Annotated in this window: 19 protein-coding genes and 1 tRNA gene; 11 read left to right on the forward strand and 9 right to left on the reverse strand. The window is 63.8% G+C overall.

The annotated features are described in order from the left end of the window. The first annotated feature begins 175 nt into the window (after positions 1-175). From B5D62_RS09165 to B5D62_RS09185, 5 genes are all read left to right on the forward strand, one after another. Positions 176-1,117 carry an NAD(P)-dependent oxidoreductase gene (locus B5D62_RS09165; RefSeq protein WP_085933425.1) on the forward strand — a complete coding sequence of 314 codons (942 nt, stop codon included), beginning with the start codon at positions 176-178 and terminating at the stop codon, positions 1,115-1,117. Between the two features lie 327 nt (positions 1,118-1,444). Continuing rightward, a complete protein-coding gene (locus tag B5D62_RS09170) occupies positions 1,445-2,089 on the forward strand; it encodes a glutathione S-transferase family protein (protein ID WP_085933426.1) in 645 nt (214 codons plus the stop codon). 164 nt (positions 2,090-2,253) lie between these two features. Further along, complete coding sequence (locus B5D62_RS09175; RefSeq protein WP_218190986.1) at positions 2,254-3,333, forward strand: NAD(P)H-dependent flavin oxidoreductase; 1,080 nt, start codon at positions 2,254-2,256, stop codon at positions 3,331-3,333. Positions 3,334-3,391: 58 nt separating this feature from the next. After that, the gene (locus B5D62_RS09180) at positions 3,392-3,787 is read left to right on the forward strand and encodes a nuclear transport factor 2 family protein (protein WP_085933427.1); all 396 of its coding nucleotides are present in this window, start codon (positions 3,392-3,394) and stop codon (positions 3,785-3,787) included. Between the two features lie 440 nt (positions 3,788-4,227). Then, positions 4,228-5,046, forward strand: a complete 819-nt coding sequence (locus B5D62_RS09185; RefSeq protein WP_085933428.1) for a TetR/AcrR family transcriptional regulator — start codon at positions 4,228-4,230, stop codon at positions 5,044-5,046. Here the strand turns inward: B5D62_RS09185 and B5D62_RS09190 are convergent. Next, positions 4,943-5,608: a TetR/AcrR family transcriptional regulator gene (locus tag B5D62_RS09190; protein ID WP_336470154.1), complete on the reverse strand. Its 666-nt coding sequence runs from the start codon at positions 5,606-5,608 to the stop codon at positions 4,943-4,945. The genes B5D62_RS09185 and B5D62_RS09190 overlap by 104 nt on opposite strands. Before the next feature lie 172 nt (positions 5,609-5,780). Here B5D62_RS09190 and B5D62_RS09195 point away from each other — a divergent pair, with 172 nt between their 5' ends. The 3 genes from B5D62_RS09195 to B5D62_RS09210 all read left to right on the forward strand — a co-directional run bounded on the left by B5D62_RS09195 (position 5,781) and on the right by B5D62_RS09210 (position 9,261). Next, positions 5,781-6,983, forward strand: coding sequence for an MFS transporter (locus B5D62_RS09195; RefSeq protein ID WP_085933430.1), 1,203 nt, complete (start codon positions 5,781-5,783; stop codon positions 6,981-6,983). Between the two features lie 457 nt (positions 6,984-7,440). Further along, positions 7,441-8,253: an amidohydrolase family protein gene (locus tag B5D62_RS09200; protein WP_085933431.1), complete on the forward strand. Its 813-nt coding sequence runs from the start codon at positions 7,441-7,443 to the stop codon at positions 8,251-8,253. A 711-nt stretch (positions 8,254-8,964) separates the two neighbouring features. Next, entirely contained in the window at positions 8,965-9,261 is a 297-nt protein-coding gene (locus B5D62_RS09210; RefSeq protein WP_085933602.1) for a helix-turn-helix transcriptional regulator, read from the forward strand. Here the strand turns inward: B5D62_RS09210 and B5D62_RS09215 are convergent. From B5D62_RS09215 to B5D62_RS09230, 4 genes are all read right to left on the reverse strand, one after another. Then, positions 9,215-10,471 carry a tyrosine-type recombinase/integrase gene (locus B5D62_RS09215; RefSeq protein WP_085933433.1) on the reverse strand — a complete coding sequence of 419 codons (1,257 nt, stop codon included), beginning with the start codon at positions 10,469-10,471 and terminating at the stop codon, positions 9,215-9,217. The genes B5D62_RS09210 and B5D62_RS09215 overlap by 47 nt on opposite strands. A gap of 296 nt (positions 10,472-10,767) precedes the next feature. Continuing rightward, entirely contained in the window at positions 10,768-12,330 is a 1,563-nt protein-coding gene (gene guaA, locus B5D62_RS09220) for a glutamine-hydrolyzing GMP synthase (RefSeq protein WP_085933434.1), read from the reverse strand. Positions 12,331-12,519: 189 nt separating this feature from the next. After that, on the reverse strand, positions 12,520-13,086 hold the full coding sequence (locus tag B5D62_RS09225; RefSeq protein ID WP_085933435.1) for a GNAT family N-acetyltransferase: 567 nt from the start codon (positions 13,084-13,086) through the stop codon (positions 12,520-12,522). Further along, positions 13,083-14,522: an RsmB/NOP family class I SAM-dependent RNA methyltransferase gene (locus B5D62_RS09230; RefSeq protein ID WP_231714752.1), complete on the reverse strand. Its 1,440-nt coding sequence runs from the start codon at positions 14,520-14,522 to the stop codon at positions 13,083-13,085. Before B5D62_RS09230 ends, B5D62_RS09225 begins: the two co-directional genes overlap by 4 nt. Positions 14,523-14,609: 87 nt before the next feature. Here B5D62_RS09230 and B5D62_RS09235 point away from each other — a divergent pair, with 87 nt between their 5' ends. Together B5D62_RS09235 and B5D62_RS09240 are read left to right on the forward strand one after the other, a co-directional pair. Continuing rightward, a complete protein-coding gene (locus B5D62_RS09235; RefSeq protein ID WP_170920845.1) occupies positions 14,610-15,695 on the forward strand; it encodes an SGNH/GDSL hydrolase family protein in 1,086 nt (361 codons plus the stop codon). A gap of 1 nt (position 15,696) precedes the next feature. Then, the gene (locus tag B5D62_RS09240) at positions 15,697-16,746 is read left to right on the forward strand and encodes an SGNH/GDSL hydrolase family protein (protein ID WP_085933438.1); all 1,050 of its coding nucleotides are present in this window, start codon (positions 15,697-15,699) and stop codon (positions 16,744-16,746) included. On the opposite strand, the gene guaB is transcribed toward B5D62_RS09240, so the two are convergent. From guaB to B5D62_RS09255, 3 genes are all read right to left on the reverse strand, one after another. Further along, positions 16,728-18,191 carry an IMP dehydrogenase gene (gene guaB, locus B5D62_RS09245; RefSeq protein WP_085933439.1) on the reverse strand — a complete coding sequence of 488 codons (1,464 nt, stop codon included), beginning with the start codon at positions 18,189-18,191 and terminating at the stop codon, positions 16,728-16,730. The two genes, B5D62_RS09240 and guaB, sit on opposite strands and share 19 nt — an antisense overlap. A 222-nt stretch (positions 18,192-18,413) precedes the next feature. Beyond that, a complete protein-coding gene (locus B5D62_RS09250; RefSeq protein WP_085933440.1) occupies positions 18,414-19,142 on the reverse strand; it encodes an RlmE family RNA methyltransferase in 729 nt (242 codons plus the stop codon). 3 nt (positions 19,143-19,145) lie between these two features. Continuing rightward, the gene (locus tag B5D62_RS09255; protein WP_231714753.1) at positions 19,146-20,213 is read right to left on the reverse strand and encodes a Ppx/GppA phosphatase family protein; all 1,068 of its coding nucleotides are present in this window, start codon (positions 20,211-20,213) and stop codon (positions 19,146-19,148) included. Positions 20,214-20,333: 120 nt separating this feature from the next. On the opposite strand from B5D62_RS09255, the gene B5D62_RS09260 reads away from it, so the two are divergent. Beyond that, positions 20,334-20,407, forward strand: a tRNA-Gln gene (locus B5D62_RS09260). A gap of 95 nt (positions 20,408-20,502) precedes the next feature. On the opposite strand, the gene cysC is transcribed toward B5D62_RS09260, so the two are convergent. Next, a partial coding sequence (gene cysC, locus B5D62_RS09265; RefSeq protein WP_139373777.1) for an adenylyl-sulfate kinase occupies positions 20,503-21,993 on the reverse strand: 1,491 nt, incomplete at its 5' end.

A 21,993-nucleotide genomic window follows, 5' to 3' on the forward strand; every position in this document is an offset into this window, starting at 1 on the left:
TTAGGCAACTTTTAGGAGGTTAGACCTCGGCGTGGTCGTTCTAGCTATGAGCTCCGGTCCAACGAACTTGCTCTTCAGTGCGCAGGCTCATATAGTTGTATGGCGCAACCAATGGCCAGACCAATGCACCCATCATCTCCTTTGCGGCGCTCAGGCTGGATCAGACGGAGGGACAATGACCGCGAGCCCTAACACTGTCGGGTTCATCGGCCTCGGAACGATGGGCGAACCCATGGCGCTGAACCTGGTCAGGGCGGGTAGGCAGCTCACAGTGTGGAATCGCTCTCCGGCCAAATGCGACCTGCTGGTGCAGTCCGGCGCCCGCGCAGCACCGGATCTCGGTGCGCTCTTCGAAGCCTGCGGAATTATCATCCTCATGCTCGCTGACGAGTCGGCCATCGACGACGTCCTCGCGCGCGGCAAGGATATCTTCGCGCCGCGGGTGAGCGGGCGCACGCTGGTCAATATGTCCACCGTGTCACCGAGCTATTCCAAGGCGTTAGCCGCAGAGGTGCGTGCGGCCGCCGGCCACTATGTCGAGGCGCCAGTCTCCGGTTCCCGAAAGCCGGCAGAGGCAGGTCAGCTCGTCGCGATGCTTGCCGGCCAACAAGAGGATGTCGAAGCAATTCGACCGCTGCTCGCGCCGATGTGCCGCCAGAGTGTGGAGTGCGGTGACGTTCCTGGCGCTCTTCTGATGAAGCTTGCCGTCAACATCTTTCTGATCACCTTGGTGACTGGCCTCGCTGAGGCGACGCATTTCGCACAGCGTAACGGCCTCGACCTCGCGCGACTCGTTTCTGTTCTCGATGCAGGACCGATGGCTAGCGATGTCTCCCGAGGAAAAGGGGCGAAGCTCCGCGATCACGACTTCGCGCGACAGGCAGCGATCTTTGATGCTTTGAAGAATATTGCGCTCGTGACCGAGGCTGCTCGCGCGGCCGGAATCGCTTCGCCGCTAAGTGATGTTTGCGTCGCGCTCTACCAAGAAGCGATGGCGCTGGGCTTCGGTGAGCTGGACATGGTCGCAGTGATACGAGCGATCGAGAGGCGGAGTGACGAAGGCGTACTCGCGGCTCACTCCGGCGAACACACGGAACGATTTGATGAGGCGACATGATGGAAGGCGTGCAGCTCGCCGCGAACTTGGCTTCGCGCCCAACGGATCGCATGTTTCCACCTTCGGGCGGCGAACCCGGTGCTGCCAACGCCGTACCCGACAGCTGGCTGGACAATCACCTCCGCTTCGTCAGATCGCGGGTATCTCCTAGAGTGATCGCCGCTCATGCTGAACGCAATCGTATACCGGCCAGTGGATTGCGCATTCTAACAGCGGATGAGCACTTGCCGTCGTTGCCCACTGAACGACTGCCAGCGGATCTACCGCCCTGGCGTCCTGTCGCCACGTTCAGCGGAGCATGTTGAGACTGTCTGGGTTTAGCAGACAATGGACAAGTTTCGGCTTCATTACTTCCCCGAATCCGGAAACAGCTACAAGCTGGCGCTCATGTTGAGGCTGTGTGGCAAACCTTTCGAGCTCGTTTGGGTAGACTTCCTCGGCGGTGAGACCCGAAAGCCATCTTGGCGAGAGGCCGTCAATGAAATGGGCGAAGTACCGGTACTCGAACATGGAACCAGCCGCCTCACGCAAACAGCACCGATCTTGTTACGTCTGTCGGAGCGGTTCGGTCAATTCGGCGCCGCCAGTAAGGAACAGCACTACGAGCTGTTACGCTGGCTGTTTTGGGACAATCACAAGCTGACCAGCTATCTTGCCACCTATCGGTTCATGCGTGCCTTCACACGCAATCCCGATCCGAGCGTTCTGAATTTCATGCGCAGCCGGGTCGACGCTGCTCTTGCGATCGCGGAGCGCCGACTGGAGCGCCACAACTTCGTACTCGGTGTGGGCATGAGTATCGCTGATATTTCGATGTGCGCATATCTATCCTATCCAGCGGAGGAGACAGGCTACGAGCTTCCACAATCTCATCCTGCCACTTGGGCGTGGCTTCAGCGGATCGCCAACGCGCCAGGCTGGCTGCCGCCATACGAGCTTCTGCCCGGTCAGCGATTCAGAAATCCGGTATAGAGTTGTGAGATTTGCTCCGTGGACTAAGTACCGCGCTCCAAGTGTCACAGACGTGCACAGAAAGGCGATCGATCTGTCGAACGATACGACGAGTAGACTCAAACCTCCCTGCCGCCTCTGACCGTAACGTTGGATAAGAGTTTGTGAAGGTGGATGATTCAGGCATGCAGCGGCCCGACATGAGGCGGAACAGGCTCACCGCGCTGCTCGATATGCAGTATCCTTTGATTCAAGGCCCATACGGCGGAGGTTTGTCGACCGTTGAGCTTTTAGTTTCTGTATCCGAAGCTGGGGGCCTCGGCTCGTTTGGAGCCAACAACCTTGACGGCCCGTCCATTGCTCAGCTTGTTGACACTATTCGGGCGCGAACCCGTAAGGCGTTCGCAATCAACTTATGGGTTCCCGGTCCACAATCTGATACTTCGCCAGCCGAACTCGCTCGAGCTATTGAGCGAATGGGCAGGTGGTACGACCTGCTGGGAATAGAGCCGCCGGGGGTGCCAAGCTCGTGCGCTGGTCCGGCCTTCGAACAGCAGATTGAGGCATTGCTGGAGGTTCGGCCGCCAGTCTTCAGCTTTGTCTTTGGAGTGCCTGCAACGCACGTGCTAGATAAGTGCCGGGCTCACGGCATCGCAACCATTGGCACGGCCACCACCGTCGCGGAGGCGATCATTCTAGATCGCGCCGGCGTGGATGCGATCGTGGCTTCGGGTTTCGAGGCTGGCGGCCACCGTGGCTCCTTTCTGCGGCCCGCGGAGGAATCCCTGATCGGTACGCTGGCTCTGGTTCCCCAAGTGGTCGACAGCGTTACCGCTCCAGTAATTGCTGCAGGCGGCATTGCCGATGCGCGGGGTGTCGCAGCCGCACTCATGCTGGGAGCGCAAGGGGCACAGATAGGCACCGCCTTTCTTGCGTGCGCTGAAGCCAACCTGCCCCAGCCGCATCGCCAGGCGATATTGAGTGTCCCCGTCAAGGAGACGGTCCTGACAAAAGCGTTCAGCGGACGATTGGCTCGCAGTGTGCGTAACGGGCTTTCAGATGCGTGTGCGGCCGGTGATTTACCTCTTCTGCCTTATCCTGCCCAGGCATGGCTCATCAACACAATGCGCAGCGCAGCCGTTTCACAGGACCGAGATGACTTGCTTTCTCTGTCGTGTGGACAGGCCGCTGGCCTTGTCCAAGGAACAAGTGCCCGCGAACTGGTCGGCAGCATTGTAAGTGGCCTCCAGGAACTTCTTACTTGATGGGGATGACACTTCGCGTGCAGCGCATCCAACCCTGACCTTGCGATTGGAACAACATATGAGCATTGAGCTTCCCGTGCAAAAGCAGCTTGAAGCCTACAACGCCCGCGATATCGAGGCGTTCATGCGGTGGTGGGCGGATGATGCTCAGTACTATGAGTTTCCCACGAGATTAGTTGCCAACGGCACAGCCGAGATCAAAGCGCGACACGAAGCGCGTTTCGGCGAGTTGAATTTGCATGGCAAGCTGATCGGTCGAATGACCGTAGGCGATGTCGTAGTCGATCAGGAGGTGGTTACGCGAACCTTCCCGGAGGGCGCAGGTGAAATCGATGTGCTCGCAATATATCAGATCGAGCATGGCAAGATAGCACGTGCGTGGTTCAAAATGGGCAAACCGCGGTTGCATGGCGCCGCGACTAGCAAGTGCTGTAACGACACCCACCGGGGGTAAGCAATATCATCGGCAGGGCAAGCTAAATGAATACACCGCCATGTCATTCGACGAAGGCGCCAGTTTACATGGCCTGCCGACAGCAGACCACACTCGGCAGCAGCCTTTAAGTCACCATCGTCGAGCGATGCACGATTGCCCGCTGGCTGTGGCCAGCTCGATCGCTACACGGGCCAGTGTCTGTTTGGACAGAGACTCGCTAAATTCCCCTCTGTACCAGCGGGGAGTCTTGGAGCCGATAGTATACTGAGTAGTCGACTCCCAACGCCAATGAAGCCGTTAGGCTGGTCTGACGAGCAAGAAGCAAACCCGCCACGGTCGTCGCAGGCATGTCGAACGATATTCACGCCAGTGCTTGCCACGTCCGCTTGCCGCCATGTCTATCGTGCATGTCCGCGTGGTTGCGCCAAATGCGATATTCCAATTAGCGAGGGTTCAATATGAGCCGTGATACCACGGCGACGCGTCGTCGCATCATCGAGGCAGCAGACGAGTTGTTCTACAGCGAAGGCGTCAAGTCAGTTAGCGTTGACCGTATCGCCGAGAAAGCTGCTATCACCAAGCGGACACTATACTATCATTTCCGCAGCAAGGACGACTTGATCGCCGCCTACCTCGCAGAGCGAGACGTGCCGACTATGCAGCGCTACCGGACTTGGCTCGGCATGGCTCCGGGCCCGGTCCTTGTACGATTGGAGCGAATGTTTGGAGAGCTAGCGAAGGCCGCCGCAGACCCCAAATGGCGGGGCTGTGGATTCCTGCGGGTTGCCGTGGAACTCGCCAACCTGCCTGGCCATCCCGCGCGTCGTGTCGCTGCCGCGCACAAAAGGCGCTTCGAGGCGTGGCTGGCTGACGAACTCAGAGCTGAAGGCATCCTCGATCCCGCGGGCAAGGCACGTTGTTTGATGATTGTCCTCGACGGTGTCATTGCAGAGATGATCATCCATAAGAACAACGGCTACGCTGGGGCTGCCATTTCAATGTGCCGGGCCGTACTAGGCATGTCACCGTGCGAGCGCCCGGCCACGATCTCTGATGCCGACGTCGATCTGCAGCCTGGATCCTCTTCGACGAAGTTACCGAGGGCCAAAGACGTCAGTCTGGCGCAGAAGCAACCGACCGACCACGCCCTGACGACAGCGGGACCGGTCGCCGTCAACGGTGAGCGCCGTTGCTCCGCCTGCCACCACGACGTGGTGGTGGTTCCGGGTATGTCGCTGCGACCTTGTCCATCTTGCGAGCGTTCCGCAGCCGCGTAGCCGGGCAAGCTGCAGCGAGAAGTACCAATGCCGCCTTCCGCGCTGACTGGGCGCCAAACTCATTGCGCCTTACTAGCGCCCACACAATTGCCCCCTCCCAGAGCAACAAGAGCTGGCTGGCCAACGTATCTGGATCTGCCGCCCCTGCCTGGGCGGCGAGATTTCGGAACCAGACCCGACGTTGCTCCTTGAACAACACCGCGACTTTTCGGGCTTCAGCTGCATTCTCTCCAAGCTCTCCAAGTTCCGCGACGGCGTTGATGAACGCGCATCCGCGGAACCCGGCTCGCGTCATCGACCGGCCAAGCCGATCAAAGGCCGCTGCGATTAACTTCGAAGGCGTTCCGCGTTCCGCTATGGGTGGCAGGAGTCGACGACGAAGGTACGCGAGCACGAGGGCCTCTTTGGAAGCATAATGGTTGTACAAGGTACGCTTGCTGATCCCTACCTCCGCAGCGACGGTGTCAACGCCTACAGCGCGAATTCCCCTCCGATAAAATAGTCGGTCGGCTGTCTCCAGGATCCGTTCCTGCATTGCCTCCTTGGGCGCCCATCTACCCATGATAACACCGAAGAGTGTAGTTAAAGGAATGGTCGATCGTACCTCGGGAGGCTACAACACTGTTCTGTGTAATCAAGTCTTCCTGCCAAGATTGCAAAGCTCTAGGGAGAACACCGTGGACAATTCCGGTCCAAACTACCGTCCAATAACAATCCTGATTGCTACCGGACTGATGCTCAGCATCAGCATGGGGATACGGCAGGTATTCGGGCTATTCGTTCAGCCAATGGTCAAGGACCTCGGGCTCACGCTCTCCGATCTCACGCTCGCGATTTCGATACAGAATCTCGCCTGGGGGATATTGCAGCCCTTTTCAGGTGCACTTGTGGGCAGGTTCGGTTTTCGACCGATCCTGCTTGCTGGGGCTGCACTTTACGTTGCAGGGCTCGGCATTCTGTCGGCTGCTAACGGCACGGCTTCAGTGATGCTCGGCGCCGGCGTGCTCGTCGGAGCATCGCTGGCTTGCACCGGCTCAGCGATATCTCAAGCGGTCGCTTCCCGAGCCACCTCGGGCCCAAGGCGAAGCATCGTGCTCGGCCTCATCGTCGGAGTCGGCTCGCTCGGAGCACTCGCTGCGGCGCCACTTGGACAATCCGTTACCAATGTCTACGGATGGCGAGCTGGCGTTCTAGCCGTGCTTGCGCTTGCGTCACTGCTCTTTCCTGCCGCTTGGGTCGCTGGACGCGTGGATCGGATCCCTCTACCGGATACGGCCTCCCGCAACCGCGCGGACAAGAGTGCTTTGGCAGCAATGCGCTTGGCACTGCATCGACCTGCTTTTCTGGTTATGACGACAGCGTATTTCGTCTGCGGCATGCAGTTGCTGTTCATCGCGACACACTTGCCCTCCTATCTGGCTTTGTGCGGCATGGACCCCATGCTCGCCCCGGAAGCGCTCAGTTGCGTTGCGCTATTCAACGTCGCCGGGAGTCTATTCTTTGGATGGGCTGGAAGTCGCTGGTCGAAGCTTGTGCTCCTTGGTTCAATCTATGTTGTTCGCTCACTAGTCATAGCTTGGTACTTTGCTGCCTTTCCAACGCCCGCGTCCACGCTCATCTTCGCCTCCGCAATGGGGTTCCTCTGGCTGGGCGTAGGTCCACTCGTCTCTGGGGCCGTTGCCGAGATGTTCGGATTGCGATGGCAGGCAATGATTCAAGGCATCGCGTTCATGAGCCATCAGCTAGGCAGCTTTGCGGGAGCATTCGGTGGCGGCCTGGTGTTTGATATCTGGGGTCGGTACGACTTGGCGTGGCATGTCGGGGTCGGGCTCGGACTCACCGCCGGTTCGGTACAAATTGCCACAGCACTTATTCGGCGAAACCCGGGAGCGCCGACAAAATTGATACCTGCATTTCCGGCACATTGCAGGGAATGATAGAGATTGACTGTCCTCAAAACGACGCGGCCCAGAGTTCAGTCGATCCGGCAGATATCTGATATCGCGCGGCAGGAAGCACATTTCTTTCAAAGACCAATAATAACATGGCCCCACCTTCCAATCGATTGTCGTAGCCCGTTCTCGTCTCAGATCAGCGACGAGGTCCAGGCGCTTGCTCCGTGCATACATGCCGGCCGGCATCGTGACGCCGTCTGCGAACGATTCTCGCGCCGGGATCTTCGATCTCGACGGCGCAGTCGCGACACGACAAATCTTCGTCGAGGCGGCGCCAACGTCAGCTTGTTCGATGCGCCGATTTCATCGGCGAAGGCGTAGTGATGCCGCGCAATCATAGCGCGGCCGAAAGCGCGACGTCATTGGCGTCCCAATGTACTGCTGGACGAGACTGGATGGTACGCAAGCGACTTGGCAACAATCTCAGATAGGTAGAGTTATGATCATCGATGCGTGGATGCAGCATCCTAGTGCCGAGTGGATCCGCAATCCCATGTTCGACTCGCTGCGTCGGTGGAAGCCTGGAAAGTGGTCGGAAACAAGCCAGCCCATCGAGGCGACAATTACCGAGATGGATCAGGCTGGCGTTTCGGTTGGCTTGCTCTGTGCGTGGCACGCACCGTCTGGGCCACTCATCAGTAACGACGAAGTCGCGCAATATTGCCGCGCGTATCCGGATCGTTTCGTCGGCATTGCCTCTGTCGATCTCTATCGACCAATGGACGCTGTGCGCGAACTGAGGCGCCGTGTAAAGCACGACGGCTTCAAAGGCCTGCGCGTCCTGCCCTGGCTGTGGGGACTGCCGCCGGACGATCGGCGATACTATCCACTGTTTATGGAGTGCTGCGAGCTCGATATTCCGTTCTGCACGCAGGTCGGACACGCCGGACCGCTAAGGGAGTCGGAGCCCGGGCGTCCCATCCCCTATCTCGATCGCGTCGCGCTTGAGTTTCCCGAACTACGCATTCTCGGCGGCCACATCGGCGTACCTTGGCTCGGTGAGATGCTATCACTGGTCATGAAATACCCCAACGTGTTCATCGATACGTCGGCCTACAAGGTCTATCGCTATCCCAAGGAGTTGGCCGACTACATGCGCGGCAATGCAAGGCACCGCGTATTATTCGGGTCAAACCACCCATTCTGGCCGCCAAGCGAGTGCCTCAGCGGTCTCGATGCGCTCGAACTTGGGGAGCCTTCCAGAGCTGCCTTCCTCATAGGCAACGCCCAACGCGTGTTCAAGCTCAACTAGGAGCGGCCCTAGCGATCTTCTACGACATACATCGGAGCCGCTAGGCTCCACTGCCGACCGCGTTGATCTCTAGGGCGCACCGCCCGGCTTATTCGCTCCCGGCGTGAATGTCCAAGATGATCGGCGCGCGCTGATGGGCATGTCGAGCGTGCGCATGACCATCCGCCACAATCGATTGCCCTTTCCCTCTGTCCGCCATCTGCACTGCCGTAACTATCGTCGGTGGCCTAACTAACGAGTGGTGCCCCAGCTTTTTTGTCGACAGGCAGATGTAGTGCTCGGCTGGAGATGGATCAGTGCACGTTCGGGCTGCGCATAGAGTTCCCAAATGAGGAGGGGCGTTTCCACCATCTTGCCGACCATGCTGAAACAGAAGTGGCGCCGACAGGCCGTCTCCGCCTTTCCATCACCGCGACACGTATGGCCGCGCAATCGCGGACATCGACGCTGTGGCCCCTCATCTCGAGGGAGAACGGCGGCTTGCGCTCGATCATGCCTTGATCGTCTGCCGGCTGTAGCGTGCCCAGGGCCGAAGCCGCAACGACAGGGTTCGAACTCGTGATCCTTGCCTTCGGAATCAAGAAACAGTTTACGCCAGAATTTCTATTTGCACGCCACAGTATCCGGCTATCCGAACGCCGAATTTCGTCACTTTCTCTTCGGAGTCTATCGCGCTCAATTTCCTCGAAAGGAAAAACGGAGGAGATGATGATGGCTGACCGTAATGGCGCCCCACTCAAACGGACCATCCGCCGGCATCAGCTGCGCGAAATGGTGCCGCTCGCCGACAGCACGATCTATGAGATGGAGCAGCGCGGCGAGTTTCCCCGCCGCTTTGCACTGTCCCCAAGATGCGTCGTGTGGGACTTGGCCGAAGTCGAGGCCTGGCTGGCCGCACGGCGAGCGTCACCGGTGCGACGCGCCCAGCATCCCGACGTCCGCCAGCGCCGTGCCCGCCCGGTCAGAGAGCGGGATCAGGCGCGAGGAGCGGCATCGAAGGCGGGATGAGGACCGGAGCGTATTTCTCGCCCGCCACCCACGCATCGACGATGTTCGACCACTCTTGCAGCATGTGCCGGCGCTGCACCTCGTACTCGGCCTTGTTGTAGACGCCGCGGGAGGAACGACCCTCCTCATGCGCGAGGCACTTCTCGATCCAGTCGCTGTTGAAGCCGAGCTCGTTGAGCAGCGTCGATCCGGTCCGGCGCAGGTCATGGACGGTGAACGGCTCGAGCGGCAGCCCTTCCTTCTTCGCCTGCTCCACGACGAGATAGGTGACGCGGTTGAAGGTGGCCCGCGACATGGGCGCATCGGCATCGTAGCGCGACGGCAGGACGTACCGTGAATTGCCGGCACAGGTCTTGAGGGCGATGAAGATGTCGAGCGCCTGGCGCGACAGATAGACGTTGTGCGCCTTGGAGCGCTTCATCCGCTCCTTCGGAATCGTCCAGACGGCGTTCTCGAAATCGATCTCGTCCCACACCGCGTCCTGCAACTCGCTCTTCCGCACCATCGTCAGCAGGATCAGCTTCAAACCGAGACGGATCGTCGGCAGCGTTGCGACATTCTCAAGCTGCTTGAGCATGATCCTGATTTCGGTCGGCGACAGCGACCGGTCCCTCGGGGTGAAATGAGCGATCGCCGAGGGGCCGACCTGATCGGCCGGATTGGCGACCTTCTCGCCGTGGAGGATGGCGAAGCCGTAGATCTGCTTGACGATGTCGCGGACGTGGAGCGCCGTCGCCGGCGCGCCGCGGTCGACGATGGCCCCGCAATGTGCCCGCAGGTCGTCCGGCGTGATCTCCGTGAGAAGCCGCTTGCGCCAGGTCGGCAGGAGTTCTCGCTCGAAGATCGCCCGGCGCATGGACCGCGTGCTGTCGGCCATCGGCGCCATGGTCAGCCACTTCTCACCGAACTCGCCGAAGCTCTTCGCCTCGAGAAGCCGCCGCTTGGCACGCTGCTTTTCAAAGGCGGGCGAGCGCCCCTCCCGGATCATGCGCTTGGCGTCGATGCACAGTTCCCGCGCTCGCGCGAGCGAGATGCCGGCCTTGTCGTACCTCCCCAGCACGACGGTCTCGCGCCGCCCGTTCAGACGGTAGTCAAGGCGGAACGACACCGTTCCCGTCGTGCTCACCAGCACATACATACCGTCACGGTCGGTGACCTTGTACGGTTTCTCCTTTGGTTTCAAGTTCTTAAGAGCCACGTCCGTCAGCATCTCCGCACGCCTCTCGACCCGCAATACCGTCAGCTATTTTTGGGCCGCCGATCCGGCGATAATCAACGATATTTCAATAGCTTAGCTCACAAAAAATACCGTCAGCGGCCATCTGGACGGTGACGGTAGCGGCAGGAGTCGGACTTGGCAACGGTATCGTGCACCGTCAGGCGGTCCGTCGGCGCCGACCTTAGCGGGCCGATAGATGCCGAACGCCAATCGACGTTTTTCTATCTAGATCAATATGTTAGGCGGAAATCGCAGGATACTGCAGGATACCCTGGGCAGGCTCTGAATCATTCCCACTCGATCGTGCCCGGCGGCTTGCTGGTGATGTCGTAGGTCACCCGGTTGATGCCGCGCACCTCGTTGATGATGCGGGCGGCGACGCGGCCGAGGAAGTCATGGGGGAACGGGTAGTAGTCGGCGGTCATGCCGTCCGTCGAGGTGACGGCGCGCAGCGCGCAGGCCTGGTCGTAGGTGCGGCCGTCGCCCATCACGCCGACGGTGCGCACCGGCAGCAGCACGGCGAAGGCCTGCCAGATCTCGTCGTAGAGGCCGGCCTTGCGGATCTCGTCGAGATAGACGGCATCGACCTTGCGCAGAAGGTCGAGCTTCTCGCGCGTGATGTCGCCGGGGATGCGGATGGCGAGGCCGGGGCCCGGGAACGGGTGGCGGTTCACCAGGTCGGGCGGCAGGCCGAGCTCGCGGCCAAGCACCCTCACCTCGTCCTTGAACAGTTCCCTGAGCGGCTCGACCAGCTTCATGTGCATGCGCTCGGGCAGGCCGCCGACATTGTGATGGCTCTTGATCGTCACCGAGGGGCCGCCGGTGAAGGAGACCGATTCGATCACGTCGGGATAGAGCGTGCCCTGGGCGAGGAACGCCGCGCCGCCGATCTTCTTGGCCTCCTTCTCGAACACGTCGATGAACAGCGCGCCGATGGTCTTGCGCTTCTTCTCCGGGTCGGTGACGCCTGCGAGCGCCGTCAGGAACTGCTCCGAGGCGTCGGCATGGACGAGCGGGATGTTGTAGTGGTCGCGGAACAGGGTCACCACCTGCTCGGCCTCGCCCAGGCGCAAGAGGCCGTGATCGACGAACACGCACTGGAGCTGGTCGCCGATCGCCTCGTGCAGCAGCACGGCGACGACGGAGGAATCGACGCCGCCGGAGAGGCCGCAGATCACCTTGCCTGACCCGACCTGCGCGCGCACCGCGGCGATGGCGCGCTCGCGGAAGGCGGCCATGGTCCAGTCGCCGCTGCAGCCGGCGATCTTGAGGGCGAAGTTGCGCAGAAGCTTGGCGCCGTCGGGGGTGTGCATCACCTCGGGGTGGAACTGCACGCCGTAGTAATGGCGCGCCTCGTCGGCGATGGCGGCGAAGGGCGCGTTCTCGCTGACGGCGATGACCGAGAAGCCGGCCGGCAGGCGGGTGACGCGGTCGCCGTGGCTCATCCACACCTGCTTGCGGTCGCCCGGCTGCCACACGCCCTCGAACAGCGGCGAATCGGCCTTCACCTCGACCTCGGCGCGGCCGAACTCGCGGTGATGGCCGCTCTCGACCGTGCCGCCGAGCTGGTGCGCCATCGCCTGCTCGCCGTAGCAGATGCCCAGCACGGGCACCTTGGCGGCGAAGACGGCGGGATCGGCGATGGGCGCCTGGCCCTCGATGACGGAGGCCGGCCCGCCGGACAGGATGATGCCCCGGGGATCGAAGGCGCGGATGCGGGCCGCGTCGACGGACTGGAAGGGATGGATCTCGCAGTAGACCCCGGCCTCGCGCACGCGGCGGGCGATCAGCTGGGTGACCTGGGAACCGAAATCGACGATCAGGAGGCGGTCGGACTTAGAGGCGGCCATGGGCGGATTTAATGGCCTTCCAGCCACCGCGCAACTCCAGTTCCGCCCCCACAGGTATGAGCGCAACTGGAGTTGCGCGCTCCGATGAGCCGTCCTCCGGCACCAGGCACCACCGTCGCAGCCCTCGGGGGAGCGCGACACTCCAGTGGCGCTCATGAATCATGAGGGCGCCACTGGAGTGGCGCGCTCCTATGAGTCGGGGGCCAGGCGGCGGCGGACCAGGGGGGCGTCGAGGTCGCGCCAGGCGTAGGCGACTTCGTCGACGTCGGTGCCGGCGAAGGTGTCGGTGCGCTGCCCCACCAGGGCGCCACCCAGGCCCTCGTAGAAGAAGCGCGTCGGGTTCTCGGCCAGCATCCACAGGATGACGGTGTCGTAGCCATCGGCCTGCAACTGGCGGAACATGGCGTCGAGCAGGCGGCGGCCCAGACCCTGGTTCTGAAAGTCGGGCTCGACATAGAGGAGATAGACCTCGCCCACCCGCGTCTCGGTGCCGTCGAGTCCCTCCGGCATGTCGCGCACGGGGCCGCAGCTGCCGAAGCCGACCACCCCCATCTCCTCGTCGTCGGCGACGAAGACGCCGCGCGTCTCCTGCGGATCGGACAGGGCGCGCGCCCACAGGGCCGACTGCCGCACGTCAGACATGCCGGCCAGCATCATGTCCGGCAGCAAGCCGGCATAGGCCGACTGCCAGGTCTCGACATGCACCCGTCCGATGGCCGCGGCATCGCCGCGGATGGCGCGGCGGATGCGGATCACGGCTCTTTTCCTCCCCCGTCATCGGGGGAGGTGTCCCCGCTTGCGGGGGCGGAGGGGTCAACACCATCCGCCGCATCGCGCAGGACCGCTTCGCCTTCGTGAGACGACGACACCTCTCCCTTGGAAGGAGGAGGAGAAGAGCGGCGCACCAGCGCAGCGGCAAAGAAGCCGTCGGTGCCGTGACGCAGCGGCGAGAGGCGCAGGTACGGGCTGTGCGCCAGATCGGGCGGCAGCGGCGTGCCGATCGCGTCGGGCCAGAGATCGGCAATGGGCACGACGGCGAAGTCGGGATGGCTCTCGAGGAAGGCGTCGATCTGCCGCTCGTTCTCGGCCGGCAGCACCGAGCAGGTAGCATAGATCAGGCCACCGCCCGGCTTCACCAGGCGCGACGCGGCGGCGAGGATCCCGGCCTGCTTGGGCAGCAGTTCGGCCAGGTCGTGCGGCGAGAGCGTCCAGCGTCCGTCTGGATTGCGGCGCCAGGTACCGGTGCCGGTGCAGGGCGCATCGACCAGCACGCGGTCGAACATGCCCTTCTGCCGCTTCAGCCACTTGGCATTGTCCGGCCCCAGCGCCCGCCGCTCGACATTGTGCGCGCCGGCGCGACGCAGCCGCTGGGCCGAACGATCGAGGCGCGTCTCCAGCACGTCCATGGCGACGACGCGGCCCTTGTTGTTCATGCCGGCAGCGATCGCCAGGGTCTTGCCGCCGGCGCCGGCGCAATAGTCGACGATCTGCATGCCGGGCTGGGCATCGACCAACGCCGCCACGAGCTGCGAGCCCTCGTCCTGGATCTCGACCAGCCCGTTCTGGAAGGCATCGCCCGCCACCACCGACAGGCGCTTCTTCAGGCGCAGGCCGTTGGGCGCGTAGAGCATGCGTTCGGTCTCGATGCCTTCGCGGGCGAGCGCGCGTTGCGCCTCCTCGACCGTCGCCTTCAGGCGATTGACGCGCAGATCCACCGGCGGCGGCGTTTCCAGCGCGGCGATCTCGCGGCCCCAGCTCTCGCCATAGGCCTCGCGCAGATGCGGCACGACCCATTCCTGCACATTGAGGCGGACCCAGTCGGGCTGCTGGGGATGGCTGAGCGAGTGGCCGTCCAACTGGCGCAGCGCCCGCGTCTCCGCCTCGTCCAGCGGCGCCGGCCGATAGCGGCCGCCATCGAACATCGCCTGCAGATCGTGCAGCGGCACCTTCTCGACCAGCATCAGGTCGGCGCCGACGATGGCGCGGCCCGAGCGGTCGGGATGTCGCGTGCGATCGAGCCACCAGGCGAGCTGGCCGTAGCGCCGCAGGATGCCCCAGACGCGTTCGGAGATGGCGCGGCGGTCGCCACCGCCGATGAAGCGACGAGCGCGAAAGAAGGCATTGGCCACCAGATCGGCCGGCCGGTCTGACCGGCTGACGATCTCGTCCAGAAGTTCTATGGTAGCGGCCACGCGTGCGCCTGGTGTCACGTTCTATCCTCTCAAACCCTGCCGCTACGATGATTATGCCTGTCGCGCAACGCTTTCCGAACTGACACCGTGCCCTCTCCTCCTGTGCCTGCAAAACCGCGTCGACGCTCCGACCTGCTTGGTCGTATCGGCCTGGTCCTCGCCTCGATCGTGGTCGCCCTCCTGGTGCTCGAACTCGCGCTGCGCGCCTGGAGCATCGAATACCTGATCAAATGGCCAAACTTCGTGCTCGGTGCGCGCACCGTTCTGGCCCAGCGCGAGAACAGCCGCTTCCAGGACGACCCGTTGCTGGGCTACGTGCCGCGTCCCAACTACGCCGTCCCCGGCATCAGCTTCGACAGCAACGGCTTTCGCCGCACCGGCACGGTGCCGTCGCCGAAGCGGCCGATCCTGGCGGTCGGCGATTCCTACACTTACGGCGACGAGGTGACCGACCGGGAGACCTGGCCGGCGCAGCTCCAGCAGCGGATCGGACGGCCGGTCCTCAATGCCGGCGTCAGCGGCTACGGCTTCGATCAGACCGTCCTGCGCGCCGAGCAGGAAGCCGAGGCGACACATCCGGCCGTCATCGTCGTCAGCTTCATCGCCGACGACATCCGGCGCACCGAGATGCGCCGCATGTGGGGCGCGGAGAAGCCCTACTTCGACCTGCAGGGCGACAGCCTCGTGCTGCGCAACGTGCCGGTGCCGCCGCGGCCCGATCCACGCACGACCCTCACCTTCTGGCAGCGCACGCTGGGCTATTCCTATCTCTTCGACTTCGTGCTGCATCGGCTCGACCTGCTCTACAACTGGTTCGGCGACCATATCCGCGTCCTGCCGCCGGGACGCGGCCAGGAGATCGCCTGCCGCCTGACGGAGCACCTGCAGGCGCTGCAAAGCCGCACGGGCGCACCGATCCTGATGGTGGCGCAATACGATCCCGTGGTGTGGCAGGATCCGGCTTTCGCGGCCGAGCAGCGCCGCATGACCCTGGGCCTGCTCGACTGCGCGCGCCGGCACGATCTGGCGGTCCTCGACACGTTCGATGCGCTCGCGGCCACGGCAGGCAAGGATGGGCCGCGCGGCCTCTATGGGCGCTGGCACATGAACGAGCGCGGCAACGACGTCATCGCCCAGCTCATCGCGACCGCCTTGCCGCACAAGGCGCACTGACATGGCGGGCCGCGCTGCCCTGGTGCTGGCCTCCGTCCTGTTCGGCCTGATCGTCCTGGAGCTGGGCTGCCGTCTCGTCCGCGGTCCAACCTGGCTGTTGCATTGGCCCAACCTCGTGCTGGAAGAGCGCCGGGCGACACGCAGCAACGGCGGCGGACGGCTGATCCATGACGACCGCCTGGGCTTCGTCAACCATCCCGGCTACGCCAAGGACGGCGTCACCTACGACGATCACGGCTACCGGCTCACGCCGACCGCCGGCGCGGCCGCCCTGGCTGAGCCGCCGATCCTGGTCGTCGGCGATTCCTATGCACATGGCGACGAGCTCGGCGATGGCGAGACCTGGGCGGCCCTGCTGCAGCCGCTGGCCGGCCGGCACGTGGTCAATGCCGGCGTCAGCGGCTACGGCCTCGATCAGGCCGTGCTGCGTGCCGAGCTTGCCGCCGCCGACCTGCATCCCGCGGCGATCGTCCTGGCCTTCATCGCCGACGACCTGCGGCGCAGCGAGATGAAGCGGGTCTGGGGTGCCGAGAAGCCGTATTTCGAGTTGGTCGATGGTACGCTCATGGAACGCAACGTTCCCGTTCCCCTGCCGCCCGATCCGGCCGACACGCTCGATGTCTGGCAGCGCCTGTTCGGCTGGTCGATGCTGGTCGATACGGTGCTGCGCCATCAAGGCTGGCAGTATGAATGGGCGCTCGACCATGCGCGGGTGCTGCCGCGCGGCGAAGGCGAGAAGCTGGCCTGCCCGCTTCTGGACCGGCTGGCGCGGTTGGGCCTGCCCGGCCTGGTCGTGGCCGAGTACGATCCCTATGCGTGGCGCGATGCCGACTATCGCCGCGAGCAGCAGCGGCTCTCCGGCAAGGTGCTGGCCTGCGCCCGGCAAGCCGGCTTCGCCACTCTCGATCTGTTCAATGCCACCGACGCCGCCGTCCGCCAGCATGGCTATGGCGGCGTGTTCCGCTCCTCACATCCCGGTCCCGTGGGGGCCGAGGTCGCCGCGAGAGAGATCGCCGCGACCCTCGAGCGCGATCACATCCCGCCGCGATAGTTGGGTGCCTCGCGCATGATCTCGACGTCGTGCACGTGGCTCTCGCGCAGGCCGGAGCCAGTAATGCGCAGGAAGTGGCAGTTGCTCTGCATGGTCTTGATCGTGCCGTTGCCGGTATAGCCCATCGCCGCCCGCAGGCCGCCGACGAGCTGGTGGATGATGTTGTTGACCGGACCCTTGTAGGGCACGCGACCTTCGATGCCTTCGGGCACGAGCTTCAGCGAGCTCTCGACCTCGGCCTGGAAGTAGCGGTCGGCCGAGCCGCGGGCCATGGCGCCGATCGAGCCCATGCCGCGATAGGATTTGTAGGAACGGCCCTGATACAGCAGCACCTCGCCCGGCGCCTCGTCGGTGCCCGCGAGCAGCGAGCCGATCATGGCGCAATCGGCGCCGGCGGCGATCGCCTTGGCCAGGTCGCCCGAATACTTGATGCCGCCATCGCCGATCGCCGGCACGCCGGCGGCGTGGCAGACCTGGGCCGCCTCGAAGATGGCCGTGAGCTGGGGCACGCCGACGCCGGCGACCATGCGGGTGGTGCAGATCGATCCCGGACCGATGCCGATCTTCACCGCATCGGCGCCGGCATCGATCAGCGCCTTGGCGCCTTCTGCCGTCGCCACGTTGCCGGCCATCACCTGGCAATAGTTGCTGAGCTTCTTGACGCGGGTCACCGCCTCGAGCACGCCTTTGGAGTGACCGTGCGCCGTATCGACGACGATGACATCGACCTCGGCATCGATGAGGAGCTGGGCGCGGCGCATGCCGTCCTCGCCCACGCCGGTCGCCGCCGCCGTCCGCAGGCGGCCCTTCTCATCCTTGCTGGCGCCTGGGAACTTGTTGGCCTTCTCGATGTCCTTCACCGTGATCAGGCCGATGCAGCGATAGTCGTTGTCGACCACCAGGAGCTTCTCGATGCGGCGTTGATGCAGAAGCTTCTTCGCCTCGTCGGTGCTCACGCCCTCATGCACCGTGACCAGCTTCTCCTTGGTCATGAGGGCGCTGACCGGCGTCGTGTTGTCGGTGGCGAAGCGCACGTCGCGGTTGGTGAGGATACCGACCAGCTTGCCCGAGCCGCGCTCGACCACGGGAATGCCCGAGATCTGGTGCGCGACCATCAAGCCCAGAGCGTCGGCCAACGTCTGTTCGGGATGGATGGTGACCGGATTCACCACCATGCCGCTTTCGAACTTCTTGACCTTGCGGACCTCGTTGGCTTGCGCCTCCGGGGTGAGGTTCTTGTGGATGACGCCGATCGCACCGGCCTGGGCCATGGCGATGGCCATCGGCGCCTCGGTGACGGTGTCCATCGCTGCGGACATCAGCGGAATGCCCAACTCGATGGTGCGGGTGAGCCGGGTCCGGGTGTCCGTCTGACCGGGAAGCACGGCCGAGGCGGCCGGCTTCAGGAGCACATCGTCAAAAGTGAGCGCTTCCTGAATCTGCATGCCAACCTCCGTACCGAGAGAATAAAAAACGGCGGCCCTCGGGAGGGGGCCGCCGGGTTGGCGAGCCTTTATACACATTGCCGCGCTCAAACCAAGTGCGACGGTGGGTTTTCCCCGTCGACGATCGATTGGGACAGGGAAAGAAATCACATTGCCTGGAGAGCGTTCGAAGGCGCTCGAACATTGCTCGAATCGCCTTACGGGCGAAATGTCCTTGGCGCGCTATCCGCGGAAGCCGGTCCCCACCACATACATCTCGGCCGAATCGGCCCGACTGGCCTCCGGCTTCACGTGGCGGACCTTGGCGAAATCGCGCTTGAGCTGTTCCAGCAACGTGCGCTCGGTCCCCCCACGCAGCACCTTGGCGACAAAGGCTCCGCCCGGTTTCAGGACCTGTCGGGCAAAGTCGTGAGCGGCTTCCGCCAGGCCCATGATGCGCAGATGGTCGATCTGCGGGTCGCCGGTGGCGGACGCGGCCATGTCGCTCAGCACCACATCCGCCGGCCCTCCCAGGAGCGAGGTCAGCGTGGCCGGCGCGTCGTCGTCGTAGAAGTCCTTGGCCAGGACAGTGGCGCCGGGAATCGGTTCGACGGGCGTGATGTCGATTCCGACTACGACGCCGCCCTTGCCTCCCTTGCCGCCGGCCTTGACGCGTTCGACGGCAACCTGCGTCCAGCCACCGGGTGCCGCGCCAAGATCGACCACGCGTCCGCCGGGTTTCAGGAAGTGGAACTGGTCATCGAGCTGCAACAGCTTGAACGCGGCGCGCGAGCGATACCCTCTCTTCTTGGCTTCGGCCACATAGGGGTCGTTCAACTGCCGCTGAAGCCAGCGCTGTGACGACACCGTTCTGCCCCGCGCCGTCTTCACCCGAACGGTCGCCCGTCGTCCTGTCGGTTTGCTGCTCGGGGAGCCGCGTTCCGGCGGCCGTCCTCCTGGTCCGCGCGCCATGGTTCAGTGCCTGGTCCGGCAGAGGAAGTCGGCCTCGCGATCGGCCTGGCGCATCAGATCCATCAAAACTCCTTCGCGCAAACCGCGATCCGCGACGCGTATAACAGGAGCCGGCCATTGGCGACACACTGCCTCGAGGATCGCCCCGCCCGCCAGGGCCAGATCGGCACGGTCGTCGCCGATGCAGGGGAACATCCGCAGGTCGGCGACGGAAAGCCCGGCGAGCTGCTTGCAGATGGCGAGGATCGACTCGCGGCTCAAGCGGGATCCGTCGACGGTGCCGCGATGGTAGCGTTTGAGCCCGAGATGGTGGGCACTGAAGGTCGTCACCGTACCGGAGGCGCCGACCATCTGGACATCCCCGCGGGCTATGGCCCGACCGATATTATGCCGGGCGCAAAACGGCCGGAGGGTCTCGCCGATGCGCTCGACCATGTCCATGTAGCGGCCATGGCCCAGGGGCTCGTTACGGGATTGCCCTCGCGCGCAAGCCTCCGTCAGGGTCACCACGCCCCAAGGGACGGATGTCATGTCGATCAGCTCGGCTGTGGTCGCCTCGCATCCTGGTTTGCGGGGCAGCACGCGAACCCAGCAGACCTCCGTCGACCCTCCGCCGATATCCACCAGAAGTCCGTAGGGGATATCCGGATCGAGCAGGCTCTCGCAGCTCGAAAGGGCAAGTCGCGCTTCCTCACGGGGCGGAATGAGCTCGAAATCGAGGCCGGTCCTCTGCCGGACAAGGGCCAGAAAGTCCTGGCCGTTGCAGGCGCGGCGGCAGGCCTCGGTGGCGATATGGCGAGCGCGCGTCACGCGGTGCCGCTCGATCTTGGTCGCGCACACGCCGAGCGCCTCGAGCGTCCGCTCGATCGCATCGCCGCACAAAGCGCCGTTCAGCGCCACCCCTTCTCCCAACCGAACCGGCCGGGAATAGGCGTCCAGGACCTCGAAGCCCGAGATCGACGCCCTCGCCACCAGGAGCCGGCAGTTGTTCGTGCCGAGATCGATGGCGGCGAAAGTGTGCGCGAAACGGCCGCTGTGCCAGCCCCCCTTAGGCATGGAGTCCTGGGCCATTCCGAACTCGCTTATCGTTCCTTGGTCCGGATCGTAGCCGAGGAATGCGGCGACGGCGAGCCGCTTGCCAAGCCGGCCAGACGTCGCTAAATCCTCGCCGCCACGACGTACGGCTCCCGCTGGGGGATAGTTTAATGGTAGAACAACCGGCTCTGACCCGGTTAGTCTAGGTTCGAATCCTGGTCCCCCAGCCAGGAAGCCGCCTCTTCAGGCAACTACCCTAAGCAGTTTGCCCGTCGGCTAGCCGACTGGATGCGTCCGCAAGGCTTCAGCCTGCGGAAGTTGGCATTCAATGCCGCGCTCTGACGAGTTGCACGATCAGTTCCGCACCCGCCTCGGCGTCCATTTCGGCGGTTTTTACCGTAAGCGCCGGATTTTCCGGCCGTTCATAGGCTTGGCCAAATCCGGTGAAGTCGTTGATCCGGCCGGTCTGGGCTTTCCGGTATAGCCCTTTGGGGTCGCGCAGACGGCAGATATCGAGCGGCGTATCGATGAAGATCTCCAGGAACCGCCCGTCCGGCAGGAGAGACGCCGCGCGTTGTCGGTCTGCCTGGAAGGGCGAGACCAGGGCGACGATGGTGATGAGCCCGGCATCGGCCATGAGCTTCGCGACCTCGCCGACGCGGCGCACATTCTCCGCTCGGGATGTCGCGTCGAAGCCGAGATCGGCATTGAGGCCCTGGCGCAGGTTGTCGCCGTCGAGCAGCATGGTCTGGTGGCCGAGGGCGACCAGCTTCCGCTCGACGATATTGGCGATGGTCGACTTTCCGGAACTCGGCAAGCCGGTCAGCCAGACCACCATCGCCCGTTGTCCTTTGGCCTGCTCACGTATCGCTGGCGTCACGTCCTGGGGCTGGTGATGAACGTTGGTTGCCCGATCCAGGCTGCCAATAGCGAGGCCCGCGGCAACGGTGCGCAAGGTCAGGCCGTCAATCAGAATGAAGCCGCCCATGCTCCGGTTCTCGAGATAGGGATCGAACGTGACCGGGACGGTGGTCTCGATCTCGACGCGGCCGATGGCGTTGAGGGCGAGCCTGGTTGCGGGCTGTCGCTGCAGCGACTCGATGTCGAGAATATCGACGACGCGCGACAGCACCGCCGGAACGGTGGCGGTGCCGATCTTGAGCAGGAAGCGCTTGCCGTTCGACGCCACCGTCTCGTCCATCCAGACCAGATCGGCTGCGAACCGCCGCGTCACCGTCGGACGCTGCCGCGGATCGGCCAGCACGTCGCCGCGCGCCACGTCGACCTCGTCCTTCAGCGTCAGCGTCACCGACCGACCGGCCGCCGCGTTCGCCAGGTCGCCGTCGAAGGTGACGATGCGCGCGATCTCCGTCGTCTGTCCCGACGCCGCGACCACGACGCGGTCGCCCACCGCCACACGGCCGCTGGCCACCGTGCCGGCAAAGCCCCGGAACTCGCCGTCGGGCCGGTTCACCCACTGCACCGGGAAGCGCAGCGGCGCCCCGGCCGCCTCCGTATCCGTCTCCACCGTCTCGAGATGGCCCAGCAGCGACGGCCCGGCGTACCACGGCGTGCGCGCCGACCGCTCCGCGACGTTGTCCCCCAGCCGCGCCGACAGCGGGATGGCGACGGCGGAATGGAACGCCAGCGGCGCGGCAAAGGCTGTGAACGCCGCCTCGATCTCGCGGAACCGCGCCTCCGAGAACCCCACCAGGTCGATCTTGTTCACCGCCAGCACCACGTGCCGGATCCCCAGCAGCGACACGATCGCGGCATGCCGGCGCGTCTGCTCCATCAGGCCCTTGCGCGCATCCAC

Origin of the sequence: Enhydrobacter aerosaccus (genome assembly GCF_900167455.1) — a bacterium.
Classification (GTDB): Bacteria; Pseudomonadota; Alphaproteobacteria; order Reyranellales; family Reyranellaceae; genus Reyranella; species Reyranella aerosaccus.